The sequence below is a fragment of the Ignavibacteria bacterium genome, assembly GCA_036262055.1.
Taxonomy (GTDB): domain Bacteria; phylum Bacteroidota; class Ignavibacteria; order Tepidaquicellales; family Tepidaquicellaceae; genus DATAJP01.
Genome location: DATAJP010000002.1, coordinates 693813 through 707900 on the forward strand (window position 1 = coordinate 693813; position 14088 = coordinate 707900).

12 protein-coding genes are annotated in these 14088 nt (G+C 37.5%); 11 read left to right on the forward strand and 1 reads right to left on the reverse strand.

From position 1 onward, the window contains the following. The 11 genes from VHP32_04975 (at position 1) to VHP32_05025 (ending at position 11167) form a co-directional block, all read left to right on the forward strand. Positions 1–2322 carry an HU family DNA-binding protein gene (locus tag VHP32_04975; protein ID HEX2787239.1) on the forward strand — a complete coding sequence of 774 codons (2322 nt, stop codon included), beginning with the start codon at positions 1–3 and terminating at the stop codon, positions 2320–2322. 116 nt (positions 2323–2438) lie between these two features. Next, a complete protein-coding gene (locus tag VHP32_04980) occupies positions 2439–2927 on the forward strand; it encodes a redoxin domain-containing protein (protein ID HEX2787240.1) in 489 nt (162 codons plus the stop codon). Between the two features lie 31 nt (positions 2928–2958). Beyond that, positions 2959–3885 carry a bifunctional riboflavin kinase/FAD synthetase gene (locus tag VHP32_04985; protein ID HEX2787241.1) on the forward strand — a complete coding sequence of 309 codons (927 nt, stop codon included), beginning with the start codon at positions 2959–2961 and terminating at the stop codon, positions 3883–3885. A 13-nt stretch (positions 3886–3898) separates the two neighbouring features. After that, positions 3899–4168 carry a 30S ribosomal protein S15 gene (rpsO, locus tag VHP32_04990; GenBank protein HEX2787242.1) on the forward strand — a complete coding sequence of 90 codons (270 nt, stop codon included), beginning with the start codon at positions 3899–3901 and terminating at the stop codon, positions 4166–4168. A gap of 150 nt (positions 4169–4318) precedes the next feature. Beyond that, entirely contained in the window at positions 4319–6523 is a 2205-nt protein-coding gene (gene pnp / locus VHP32_04995; protein HEX2787243.1) for a polyribonucleotide nucleotidyltransferase, read from the forward strand. 87 nt (positions 6524–6610) lie between these two features. Beyond that, positions 6611–6979, forward strand: a complete 369-nt coding sequence (locus VHP32_05000; GenBank protein ID HEX2787244.1) for a nitrite reductase (NAD(P)H) small subunit — start codon at positions 6611–6613, stop codon at positions 6977–6979. 47 nt (positions 6980–7026) lie between these two features. Beyond that, positions 7027–7953 carry a tRNA epoxyqueuosine(34) reductase QueG gene (queG, locus tag VHP32_05005; GenBank protein ID HEX2787245.1) on the forward strand — a complete coding sequence of 309 codons (927 nt, stop codon included), beginning with the start codon at positions 7027–7029 and terminating at the stop codon, positions 7951–7953. A gap of 11 nt (positions 7954–7964) precedes the next feature. Further along, positions 7965–9065, forward strand: coding sequence for a T9SS type A sorting domain-containing protein (locus VHP32_05010; GenBank protein ID HEX2787246.1), 1101 nt, complete (start codon positions 7965–7967; stop codon positions 9063–9065). 67 nt (positions 9066–9132) lie between these two features. Next, positions 9133–9558, forward strand: coding sequence for an OsmC family protein (locus VHP32_05015; GenBank protein HEX2787247.1), 426 nt, complete (start codon positions 9133–9135; stop codon positions 9556–9558). Between the two features lie 79 nt (positions 9559–9637). Further along, positions 9638–10342 carry an outer membrane beta-barrel protein gene (locus VHP32_05020; protein HEX2787248.1) on the forward strand — a complete coding sequence of 235 codons (705 nt, stop codon included), beginning with the start codon at positions 9638–9640 and terminating at the stop codon, positions 10340–10342. Positions 10343–10462: 120 nt separating this feature from the next. After that, positions 10463–11167 (forward strand): outer membrane beta-barrel protein, encoded by a 705-nt coding sequence (locus VHP32_05025; protein ID HEX2787249.1) that lies wholly within the window; start codon positions 10463–10465, stop codon positions 11165–11167. A 131-nt stretch (positions 11168–11298) separates the two neighbouring features. On the opposite strand, the gene ppdK is transcribed toward VHP32_05025, so the two are convergent. Continuing rightward, the gene (gene ppdK, locus VHP32_05030; GenBank protein ID HEX2787250.1) at positions 11299–14067 is read right to left on the reverse strand and encodes a pyruvate, phosphate dikinase; all 2769 of its coding nucleotides are present in this window, start codon (positions 14065–14067) and stop codon (positions 11299–11301) included. Between the last annotated feature and the right edge of the window lie 21 nt (positions 14068–14088).

Sequence of the window (14088 nt, forward strand, 5' to 3'; positions counted from 1 at the left end):
ATGAAGAAAGAAGACATTATAAATAAAATAATGGATGAGTTCGACGTTGCACGGATTGATGCCGCTGAAATTGTCAATAATATTTTTTCCATTCTCAGAAACTCTCTCATCAAAGGGAAACACATAAACATAAGCGAATTTGGGAAGTTTGATGTAAATTATAAAAAAGGCGAGAGCGGAAAAATTCTTCAGACCGTTTCGTTTTCCCCCGTTAAGAAATTTTCTTATGACGTAAACGACTCATTCAATAATCTCGAACCGGTTACAGTTGCTTTCATAACTAACTTCAAAGAAGAAGATTATCCTGACGTGGATATGGAAGATTACGAGGAAGTAATCGATGAAATTGAGGAGAAAGAATTTATACAATCACGCGTCAGCGTTGTCGAAGGAAAACTTACAGAAAAAGATAAAGCTAAAGAAGAGACAAAAGAAAAGTTTAAAGAGATTTTCAGGGAAGAATCTAAAGAAGAATCAACTGAGAAAAAAATTGATAAACTTGCTGATGACCGCAGAAAATCTTTCTTTGATTCCGAAAGATATAGATTAGCCAAAACCGAACCAACCGAAGAAACTATCTCCGATAAAATACTTTCGGGTACGATTGACGAAATTGAAGCCAGGAATGTAATTGAAAAACAAGAAATAATCGAAACCCACAAAGAAGCGCTTCCTGATTTTAGTTTCATTGACAGGGAAGAGCCAGAAGAACCGCTGGTCGTTGAGCTTAAAGAGCCGATTGAAGATATTAAAGAACCCGAAGCAACAATTGAAACAGAGACCACCGAAATACATGGCTACATTCCGAGTGAAAAAGAAATACTCGACTTTGAAAGAATAAGAGAAGAGTTAAACAACAAGATTAAGGAAACTTTCGGGGATATTGTATCTCCCGAACCTGTAGCGGAAGATGAGATTCAAGAAGAGATTCAAGAGGAGGTTCAACCGGCATTAACTGAAGATGTTTCTGAAATAGAATCAAAAGAACCCGAAATAAGAACTCCTGAAGAATCGAATGTTCTTGAAGAAGATTTAATAACCCAGCAAGACACATCTGAAGAAATAAAAGATGAAACAAGGATTGAGGAGCCGAAAAGCGAAGAGCAATCTTTCAGGGATATGTTTGAAGAGAAAGAAAAACTTTTTGATGAGCGCGATGAAATCCTAAAAGAAATCGAAAGCAAAATCTCTGAAGATTTTGCAAAGCTCGATGAAGATGATTTTAATGATATAGACAGCGATACAATAAAGAAAATTGAAGACATTAACAAAGCAACAGAAGAAAAGCTAAAAGCACAGACACCGGATGACGATATAAAAATCCCTGATTTTGACTTCAAAAATTTATTTAAAGACAGTGTCTCCGAGTCGGGCATTCCAGAAGCAGAGCTTCCGCAGGAAGAAGAATCTGAAGAAGTCATAGAAGAAGAAATCAAAGCCGAAGCTGAAAAAAATAAGCAAGAAGAAGATTTTTCATTTGAAGGGTCTGATATTTTAATACCTGAGGAGATAAAACAGCTTCACGAAGAAATTCAGAGTGTAAAACCATTCGAAGGGCTTGAAGCAAAGAAAGATGAACAGGTTTTATTTAAAAATGGCGATGATGAGGATGTGAAGTTTGATTTCTTTAAAGATTACAACGATATTTTTGAGGATAAAGAAGGTGGACATGGAATGAAAACTGTTCATCCCACTCCGCACGAACAAATGCCATACCCTAAACGAGACGTTACAGACGAACAAAAAGAAGGTAGCAAAATATTTTCGTTATCAATAATGATTTTAATCGGAATTGTCATCGCTGTATTTGCTGGAATATATTTCCTGTTGTCATCAGATTTATTCAAACCGAAATCCGTGCCTGTTCTTGTAGATTCAGTTAAAAAAGAACAGCAGGTTATTCCTGCCATAACAGATTCTTCAAAACAAAATCAGCAATCAAAAGATACAACAAACAGAAAAGATACTGTAAAAACTTCATCACAGCCACAAACACCACCTACGCAAAATAATCAAACCACTTCAACTCAGGAAGACTCACAATACAGAAAATTGAATCCCGGTGAAGAGGAACAAATAAACGACCCTGCAAACAATGTAGTTTACATAAGAACCACGGACGGAGTTTACATCCAGACCGGCTCATATAAAGACAAAGCTATCGCAGAAGGTAAAGCCAACGCTCTTAAAAAAGCGGGAGTTCAAAATGTCAGTGTAGTTGAAGCAAATCTTGGAGCAAAAGGGATTTATTACCGTGTCAGAGTTGGAAAATACCCCACGGTTCAGGAAGCAAAAAACAATTCACAAAAGGTCAAAATCTGACCAACAACGGATTTAACTACTTAAAAAAACAATACTTAATACCACACTAATTCCATTGTTAATGCCTTAAAATTTAGGTATATTTAATGCTTTGCTAAAATTTTAATGTAACTATTATGGCACTAAAAGTTGGAGATAAGGCACCGAATTTTACTCTAAAATCAAAGAATTTAACGGGAGAGGTGAAAGATATTTCACTCAGTGATTACAAAGGCAAAAATCTTGTTATATTATTTTTCCCGCAGGCATTTTCAGGCGGATGTACAAAAGAAGCATGTTCAATAAATGAAGGTCTTGGAAATTACAGTTCGTTAAATGCGGATGTACTCGGCATAAGCGTTGATTCTGTTTTTACTCAGGAAGCGTGGTCAAAAGCAAATAATCTTAATTTTCCGCTTTTAAGTGACTTCAATAAGAAAACAATTGTTGACTACGGCACAAGATATGACGACGGAAAATTTGTATATGACATGAACGGTGTTTCAAGAAGGTCAGCTTTCGTTGTTGATAAAGACGGAATTATAAGATATGCGGAAATTCTGGATGATGCCGGAAAACAGCCGGACTTTGAGAAAATAAACGAAACATTAAAATCTCTTAAGTAGATTTTAATCGTGCAGTATGTTCATATAAGATATGATTGTTGCAAGAAGCTTAGAAGAGTTAAAGTTTGATAAAAAGAGTATTATAACCGTCGGAACTTTTGACGGAGTTCATCTCGGACATCAGGAGATTATAAAGATTTTAAATTCTGTAAAGCAGAATAAAGGATTGCGGAGTGTCATAGTAACATTTGACCCTCATCCGCAAATTGTTCTTAGAAATAAAGATAGAGATATAAAGATTCTTTCGACTACCGATGAGAAAATAAAAATTTTCGAGTCTTACGGAATTGATTTAGTTTATATAATTAATTTCACAAAGGAATTTTCTCAGACCCCTGCCCGCGAATTTTATATAAAATACCTTATAAATGGCGTTGGAATGACCGATTTGGTTCTCGGTTATGACCATATGTTCGGAAAAAACCGCGAGGGAAATTTCGATACGCTCGCAGAAATGTCGAAGGAGTTTGATTTTAATGTCGATAAAGTCGAAGAGTTTACCCTTAACGGTGCTCATATAAGCAGCACGGAGATAAGAAATTTTCTATTGACAGGCGAGATTGAGAAAGCGAATGACTTGCTTGGAAGGGAATACTCGATTGAAGGTGAAGTTATTCACGGTGATAAACGCGGTAAAGAACTCGGGTATCCGACAGCGAATTTAAAAATCGATGAGTTCAAGCTGATTCCTAAAAAAGGAATTTATGCTGTGTCGGTAGAGATTGATGGAAAAAGGCATAATGGGATGATGAGCATAGGTGTTAATCCGACGGTATCAGATAATGACAACTTGAAAATAGAAGTAAATATTTTTGATTTTGACAAAGACATTTACGGGAAAAAAATAAAAGTAAATTTCATAGATTACTTAAGAGAAGAACAGAAGTTTAATTCTCTCGAAGATTTAATAGAGGCAATGGCTTCAGATAAAACAAAGGTTTTAAATAAATTAAATTAATTCAAAAACAAATATGTTAAACAAAGAACAAAAAAAAGAACTTGTTTCAAAATACGGAAAATCTGAAAAAGATTCGGGAAGACCTGAAGTTCAGGTTGCCATTTTGACAACAAGAATTAACGAGCTTTCTGCTGACCACTTTAACACACACAAAAAAGATAATCATTCAAGAACAGGATTGTTAAAAATGGTTGGTAAAAGAAGAAAGCTTTTAAGATATCTTGAAAACAAAGATATCACACGATACAGAGCTATCGTAAAAGAACTTGATTTAAGAAAATAAAAACTTCGACCGTATTGTCATTTTGTCCGTAGGAAAATCCTGCGGGAAGCGAAGTGAAAAATCTCATTTATAACGAGCAAGTGAGATTTTTCGCTGCGCTTCAAAATGACTAAAAATGACAAATGACAGGTTGATACAAACAAAAACTAAATGATACATAGAAAAAGTATTGAGATTGGTGGAAAGACATTAACATTAGAAACGGGAAGATTAGCAAAACAGGCAAACGGTGCCGTGCTCGTTACTCTTGGTGATAATGTTGTTCTTTGCACCGCCACAGCAAAAAACGAAGCTGTCGAAGGACAGGATTTCTTTCCGCTGACAGTTGACTACCGTGAAAAAACCGCATCATACGGGAAGATCCCGGGCGGATTCTTCAAACGTGAAGGTAAGCCGCCGGATAAAGAGGTATTAAACTCACGTCTTATCGACAGACCATTGCGTCCGATGTTTCAGGAAGGTTATTTATCCGAAACACAAATAGTTGCAACGTTATATTCATCCGAAGGCAACTTCGATTCAGGAGTGCTCGGATGTATAGGTTCATCTGCAGCATTATTAATTTCAAATATTCCTTTTAACATTCCGGTTTCGGAAGTAAGCATTACAAAAGTTGACGGAAAAATGATTGTTTTTCCTTCGACAGATGAAAGCGAACAGGGAGACTTTGAGATAATCGTTGCAGGAACGAAAGATTCCATTTTGATGGTTGAAGGCGAAGCAAAAGAAATTTCAGAAGAAGAATTTCTTGAAGCAATTAAATTTGCTCATCAGTATATTGCGATGCTTTGCCAGTTCCAGGAAGACTTTGCAAAGGAAGTTGCAATTCCAAAAAGAGAAGTTAAATTGCCTGACGTTGACCAGCAGTTAATTGAAGAAATAAAAAGCATTATCATTGACGAGTTAAGAGCTGCTCAAAGAAGTATTCTTAAAAAAGAAGACAGAGGAAGCAAAGCTAAAGAAATCCATGAAAAAGCATTGGCTGAAATAATTGCAAGATACCCTGCATACGGTGAAGACCCGACTGCAGAGAAGAAAATAAAAAGCATAATCAACGATATCGAGTATTATGAGATGAGGGAGATGATTCTTAATGAAGGAAAACGTCTCGATGGAAGAAACACTACCGATATAAGAAACATTACCAGCGAAATCGGTGTTCTTCCGAGAACACACGGTTCTGCATTGTTCACAAGAGGTGAAACTCAAAGCTTAACCTCGGCAACACTCGGAACGAAACGCGATGAACAGATAATCGATGGATATAAAGTTGATGTTACAAAAAGATTCATGCTTCATTATAACTTTCCTTCGTTCAGCACGGGTGAAGTTGGCGGAAGACCGGGACCGGGACGCAGAGAAATCGGGCACGGAAATCTTGCAGAGCGTGCATTGAAAAATATGTCTCCTGATGAGTATGAATTTCCTTATACAATAAGAATTGTTTCCGATATTCTTGAATCAAATGGTTCATCATCGATGGCAACTGTCTGCGCAGGTTCACTTGCTCTGATGGATGCAGGTGTGCCTATTAAGAAACCCGTAGCAGGTATTGCAATGGGACTTATAAAAGAAGGTGAAAGAACAGCAATTCTGTCTGACATCTTGGGTGATGAGGATCATCTCGGTGATATGGACTTCAAAGTTGCAGGAACAACCGATGGCATCACTGCGATTCAGATGGATATAAAGATTCAGGGAATTTCATTTGACATTATGGAAAGAGCTCTTGCTCAGGCAAAAGACGGAAGACTGCATATACTCGGAAAAATGAATGAAACAATTTCAAAAGCTAAAGAAAATATTTCTACTTATGCTCCGCACTTATATACGATGAATGTTCCGACAGAAATGATTGGCGCAGTAATCGGACCGGGCGGAAAAAATATTCGTCTTATTATTTCCGAGAGCGGTGCTGAGATTGACATCGATGACGCAGGTAAAGTTACTATTGCCGCGACGAATTCTGAGTCTGCAGAAAAAGCAAAAGACATGATTTCGAAAATTACCGAGCAGCCGGAAATAGGAAAAACCTATGACGGTGTCGTAAAAGGCATTCGTGACTTTGGCGCATTTGTTGAATTCTTACCCGGCAAAGAAGGGCTTCTTCATATTTCTGAAATAGAACACAGAAGATTGAAAGATGTTAAAGAAGTTCTCAAAATGGGACAGGCGGTAAAAGTGAAATTAATCGGAAAAGATGACCAGGGAAAACTAAAACTCAGCAGAAAAGCATTGCTGCCGAAACCTGAGGGTTATGTTGAAAGAGAAGAAAGACCACGAACGGATAGAAGAGACAGACCCGAAAGAAAAGAAAGAATCGAAAAACCGGCAGAAGATAAAAAAGAAGAGTAAAAATTCTCTTTTTTAAAGAAATATAATTAAAAAGGACAGGCAGGTTTGTCTGTCCTTTTTTATTTGTAAAATTTTTATTTTGATAATATGTTTGGCAATATCGACAAAAACTTTGTGAAATCTGTAAAAGTATCAGAGCTTGCGAATAAGCACGGTAAGTTTTTCCAGCTCGATGATGAAACCGAGGTAGCGATTTTTAAGGTTTATGATAAAGTGTATGTTGTTGACAATGTATGTCCTCATAATCATTCACCATTGATGCATGAGGGATATATCGATGAAGTTCAGAATGAAAAATATGTTGTTTGTCCGGTACATGGTTTTCAGTTTCATTTAGAAACAGGCGAACAACCGCACAAGATGGGATGCAAGCTGAGAACTTTTGAGCATAAAATAGAAAATGATTTTATTTACATAAAAAAACCAAAGAAGAAAATTTTTAATTTTAAGTTTTAACTAAGAGAAGTCATTCCCGCGCAGGCGGGAATCCCATTCCGAGTATCTTGCAAAACCTCACTTCACATATAAAATCAATTTGTCTTAAGAACGGGTTTTTTAAAGCGGGTGTTTCAAAAGCTGAAGTTCTCGATAAAGAAAAAATTTATTTCAAGAACTGGCTTGATGAAGGCAGGCACGGAACAATGCACTGGCTCGGGAATAATTTTGAAAAGCGGATCAATCCTTTTTTAATAATGGAAGATGTGAAGTCCATAATTTCTCTTGCATACATTTATGATGCTCCTGTTTCGCATAATGAAGATAAAAACATGCCAAAGATTTCGCGGTATGCATGGGGCTCAAAAGATTATCATAAAGTTTTAAAGAAAAAATTGAAAGAAGTTTGCAAAGAAATCGAAGAGTTTGACTCAAGTATCAAAACAAAATTTTATGTTGATGATGGTCCGGTGATGGAAAAGGTGTGGGCGGTGAAATCAGGAATCGGATGGATGGGAAAAAACACTAATGTAATAAATCCCGATGCAGGGAGCTTTTTCTTTTTATGTGAGATATTAATAAATCAGGAGTTGGATTATGATGAACCGGCTGAGGATATGTGCAAAACCTGCCGCTTGTGCCTGAATGCATGTCCGACAGGCGCGTTATATGATGAATATAAGCTTGATGCAAATTTATGCTTGTCATATCAGACAATAGAAAATCGCGGAGAGATTCCTGATGAAATAAATATGCATGGATGGATTTACGGATGCGATATCTGCCAGGATGTCTGTCCTTATAACGGGAAAGGTGTTTTTACAGTTGAAGAAGCATTTTTTCCGCGAGCCGAAATAACTAATAAGTCTTATGACGAATTGCTAAATTATACGGAAGAAAAATTCAATGAGACGTTCAGCGGAACTCCGGTTAAGCGGACGAAATACTCCGGCTGGATAAGAAATCTTAAAAAAGCAAAATCAGAAATAAAATAATTAAATAATTCATGTTACAACTCTACTCGTTATTCTTTTTAATTTTACTTTCCCTCGTTTTTGTAAGCAGTTCATTTGCGCAATACAGCTCGCCCGAGAGCGTTACATACGACCCTGTCGGGAAGGCTTATTATGTTTCAAATACATCAAGCAGTAACATAGTTAAAAGAACACAGGACGGTACAACTTCCATTTTTAAAAATGTCGGAGGAAGCATTCACGGCATAACATATTATAACGGAAAAGTTTATGTTGCAAACGGAACCCGCGTTCGCGGATATGATTTAAGCAATGCGAATGAAATTTTAAACGTGCAGATAACCGGCGCAACGTTTGTAAATGATGTTGCAATTGATTCAACAAACGGAATGCTTTATGCATCCGATTTCTCAGCAAGAAGAATTTATAAAGTTAATACTAATACCTCGGAATTCTGGACATGGGTTGGAACAACTGCAAGACAGCCAAATGGACTTTTTGTAGATAAGCCGCGCAATAGAATCCTCGCCTGCACATGGGGAGCATCTGCGATTGTCTACAGTATTCCGTTGAATGATTCAGCAAACGTTCAGACAATTTTATCGACTTCATATGGAAACTTTGACGGCATTTCACTTGACAGAAATGACCATGTTTATATTTCAACATGGAGCGCGCAGTCAGTAATTAGATATGACATAAATTTTGCTTTACCGGCTTTTGTAGTTACATCCGGTTTATCGAATCCTGCGGATATTTACGTGAACAGATGGACAGACACGCTTGCGATACCAAACGCAGGAAATAATACTTTAGGATTGGTTCAGTTAACAATTCCGACGAGTATTTCTGACCCTGTTACGAAGGTTGAAAGCTTTGAGCTTAAACAAAATTATCCGAATCCATTTAATCCAATTTCGAATATCGAATTTTCAATTTCTAATTTTGGATTTACTCAATTAAAAATCTATAATGATTTAGGGAAAGAGGTTGCTGTATTGGTTAATGAAGAGTTACCGGTTGGAAATTATAAAGTTCAATGGAGTGCAGAAAATCTTCCAAGTGGGATTTATTATTATACTCTTTCAACTAAAGATTTTTCGGAAACAAAGAAGATGATTTTAGTTAAGTAAATTCATCTGTCACCCTGGACTTGATTCAGGGTCAACAAAACGTTTATGGATTCCTGCTTTCGCAGGAATGACAAAAAATATGGTTAACATAGATATTTTTTATGAAGGCGGGTTTCATTGCGTTGCAACCCACGGTCCGAGTGGAGACAAAATTGCAACAGATGCACCTGTAGATAATAAAGGTCGCGGAGAAGCATTTTCTCCGACAGATTTGCTTGCAACTTCGCTTGGTGTCTGCTCTATTACAACAATGGACATAAAAAATCCTGATCCCGAAAATATAAATTTATCCGGTTCGCAGGTCAGAGTTGAAAAACACATGACAACTACTCAACCCCGAAAGCTTGCAGTCATAAAAGTTTTTTATGAACTTTCAGAAAACATTCCTGAAGACAAACGCGCAATTCTTGAAAATATTGCACGTAATTGTCCTGTGGCTCTCAGCATAAGCAGTGATGTGAAGCAAGAACACTACTTTAATTATAGTCTTTAGTCTAAATTTACTTTTTTAACATATCTATTTTATCTATTTTTATCTGAACGGGGAAAACAAAAAACAAAGGAGGAACAAGGTGAAAAAATTAATTTTTACTTTTTTGTTAGTAATGATTTTTGGCAGCGCTGCTCAGGCGCAAATTTTTAAACCATCTGTAAACGTTATAGTAAGAGGAAACTATTCTTTATGGCTTTCCGACTCAACATGGAAAAATGAGTATAAAGAATTTCCGGGAATCCAGTTAGAAGCAGTTGTCAATCTGACATCAATGTGGGGAATTTCAGGAACTTTTGCTGCGGATTTTATTTCTGCGAAAGACCGAACTTTAACAATTCCGGGTGCAACCTTTACACAGGAAAGCTCCTCGCAAATTGCTGGATATTTAGGACCAAGATATTATATAAATCTTCCTGCGAACAAAATGGTTAAAATTTACATAGATGCGGCAGCAGGTTTATATTCATTTAAACCCGGCACTTTTAAAATGACCGAAACTACAAATCCGCCAAGAGTTACAACAATAACTTTTAATTCGGTTTCACAGTTCGGATTTAATGCCGGCGCAGGAGTGAATGTTGGTTTAGGACCTTCAATGTTTGCAAACTTTATGATAAAGTATCATAATGTATTGAAGAAAACAGATGTAGTTTTCAGAGAGAAAATAACTGTTGAACAGCAAGGTACAACAACAACTACTACTACAAATTCAACTCCCGAAGATATTCCGGCAAGAAGTTATTTACAGTTCGGTATAGGTCTTGGATTTACTTTCGGCATGTAAATTCTATTTGAAAGAAAGTATTGTATAAAAAAGCGGCTTCGAGCCGCTTTTTTTATTTATATAAGATTATAATTTAATTAATTTTTAACTCGGAATGAAATTCTTTAAACATACAGAAAAATGAAAAAGACATTTTACATTTTTTTATTTTTTATTTTTTTCACAGAAGCAATAAACGCACAAACGTTTAAACCTTCTGTTAACGTTATAGCAAGAGGAAATTATTCTTTCTGGCTTTCGGACTCGGGCTGGAAAAATGCTTTTAAGAGCTTTCCCGGTTTTCAGGTTGAAGCGGTAGTGAATCTAAATTCTAACTGGGGAATTGCAGGGACTTTTGCCAGTGATTTTATTCCTTTTGAAGACGGATACGTTGTAATTCCCGGTTCTACTGTCACTCGAACAAGCACAAATCAATTCAGCGGATATATCGGTCCGAGATATTATATAAATATTCCGGGAAATAAAATGCTAAGAATTTATATTGATGCTGCTGCGGGTTTATATTCATTTACGCCCGGGACATTTAAAATAACCGATTCTTCAAATCCTCCTAAAGTTACTGAAATCAGCTTCAGTTCACTTTCGCAGTTTGGATTAAATGCCGGTGCGGGGTTAAACATCAATTTAGGAACTGCATTGTTTGGAAATATTATGGTAAGGTATCACAACATTTTAAAGAAAACGGGTGCTGTATTCAATCAGACAACTAAGATTACACAAGGCAGCTCGACAACAAGTGAATCTGTAAATCTTCCTGCAGAAACTGTTCATGGAAGAAGCTATTTTCAGATTGGGGTTGGCATTGGATATTCATTTGGATTGTAAATTGTTTTAAAAAAATATTATGTATAAAAAAAGCGGTATGAAACCGCTTTTTGTTTTTATAATAAATTTTATTCAACACACCCCGTCTCCGATTTCATCGGAGACACCCCTCTCAAGAGGGGAATTTCAATTTACTTCTTTTTAGCTTTTGTTTTTTTGATTTTTGTTTCTTTTGTATTTAAGCCGTTTGCCTTTAGTTGTGCTCTTGCTGCAGCAAGACGCGCAATAGGGACTCTGAACGGCGAACAGCTTACGTAATCCAGTCCGTTGGTTTCACAAAATGAAATTGTTTCAGGGTCACCACCGTGTTCCCCGCAAATTCCAATTTTTAAATTTTTATTTACATCACGCCCTTCACGAACTGCGAATCTTATAAGCATTCCTACACCATCAACGTCAACGGTAACAAATGGGTCTTTTTCAAGCACATCTACTTCAAGGTATTTAGGGAGAAAGTGGCTTGAGTCATCACGTGAAATGCCATAAGTCATCTGAGTTAAGTCATTCGTTCCGAAAGAAAAGAATTGCGCTCTTCCGGCAATCTGACGCGCAGTCAATGCAGCGCGCGGAATTTCAATCATCGTTCCGACCATGTAATCAATCTTGACTTTTTTCGCTTTCATAACTTCAGCGGCAACTCTGCGGATTATGTCTTCCTGAAGCTTAAATTCGTTGATATGACTCACAAGCGGAATCATAACTTCGGGTTTCACTTTTATTCCTTTTTTGATAACCAAAGCGGCTGCTTCGAATATTGCTCTTGCCTGCATTTCGGTGATTTCAGGAAATGAAACACCAAGACGGCATCCGCGATGCCCAAGCATCGGATTGAACTCGTGCAACGAGTCGACCTTGTATTTTATTTCATCGAAGTTAGTACCTATTTGATTTGCGAGCTTACGCATTTCAATTTCTGTCTTTGGCAGAAACTCATGCAAAGGAGGGTCGAGAGTTCTTATTGTTACAGGACGGTCTTTCATTACCAAAAATATTTTTTCGAAGTCATCACGCTGGTAAGGAAGAATTTTCTCAAGCGCTTTTCTGCGACCTTCTTCGCTGTAGGCAAGAATCATTTCACGGACAGCATCGATTCTATCACCGCCGAAGAACATATGCTCGGTTCTGCAAAGCCCTATGCCTTCCGCTCCGAATGCAATTGCATTTTCGGACTGGTCGGGCTGATCAGCGTTTGTTCTGATTTTCAAACGCCTGTTTGCATCGACCCACTTCATGAAAGTGGAATAATAATTATATGTTACCGAATCTTTAGGTTTCATTGTTTTATCGACAAGCACCTGTAAAATTTCAGACGCTTTAGGATGAAGCTCGCCGATGATTACTTCGCCTGTAGAACCGTCTATTGATAAATAATCCTTTTCGTGAATCTTATGAGATTTATTTTTAACGGTAATTGTTTTAAGAAGATAATCGATATCCAAATCACCGCATCCCGCAACACAGACTTTGCCCATCTGTCTTGCAACAAGCGCTGCATGCGAGGTCATGCCGCCGCGAGAAGTAAGAATTCCCTGAGCGGCATTCATTCCGCGAATGTCTTCAGGAGATGTTTCGATTCTTACGAGAATTACTTTCTCACCGCGCGCAGCGGCGTTTACGGCATCAAAAGAATTGAAATAAACTCTTCCGCTTGCAGCTCCGGGACCTGCATTTAAACCTTTTGTAAGAAGCTTTCCCTTTTTAATCATATCATTTTTTTGTGCCTCATCGAAAATCGGTCTGAGCATCTGATTCAACTGTTCAGCTTCAACACGAATCACTGCTTCACGTTCGTTGATTAATTTTTCTTTCACCATATCAACTGCAATTTTCACCGCAGCATATCCTGTTCTTTTACCGACACGGCATTGAAGCATATATAAAACTTCTTCCTGTATCGTAAATTCAATGTCCATCATGTCACGGTAATGCTGTTCAAGAATTTCTCTTATTTCTTCAAGCTGGTCATATATTCTTTTATTTTCTTTTTTTAGTTTTGAGATTGGAAGAGGTGTTCTGATACCTGCTACAACGTCTTCACCCTGCGCATTCATAAGGAATTCACCGTAAAATTCATCTTCACCATTGGAAGGATTTCTCGTAAATGCAACGCCTGTGCCTGAGGTATCTCCCATATTTCCGAAAACCATTGATTGCACGTTGACAGCGGTGCCCCATTCTTCGGGAATGCTGTTAAGCTTTCTATAAACAATCGCGCGGTCATTCATCCAGGATTTGAAAACAGCTCCGACAGCGCCCCAAAGCTGTTTCATCGGGTCGGTCGGAAAATCTTTTCCTGTTTCGGTTTTGATAGCAGATTTAAATTCTTTGATAAGTTCTTTCAAGTCTTTTACAGTGAAATCTATATCCAGCTTTATACCGCGGGCTTCTTTTTTCTTGTGAATGATTTCTTCAAACGGGTCAACCTGGTTTTTATCTTTCGGTTTCAAGTCCATCACAACGTCGCCATACATCTGCACGAATCTTCTGTATGAATCATAAACAAATCTTTCGTTGCCGGTCTTTTTGATGAGAGTTTCGGCTGTTTTATCATTCAAGCCGAGATTCAAAACCGTGTCCATCATTCCAGGCATTGAAGCACGGGAGCCCGAACGCACGCTGACAAGCAAAGGATTTTTGCTGTCTCCGAATTTTGCTCCCATTTGTTTTTCAACTTTTGCAAGCGCGTCTTTAATCTGAGTTTCTAAAACTTTCGGATAAGTTTTTTTATTCTTATAATAGTATGTGCAAACCTCAGTAGTGATTGTAAATCCTGCGGGGACAGGCAAGTTGATATTAATCATCTCGGCAAGGTTTGCGCCTTTTCCGCCAAGAAGGTCTTTCATCTCCGCATTGCCGTCGGCTTTTCCTCCGCCAAAGTAATAGACGTATTTATGAGACATAAAATTTTATGATTAGATTTT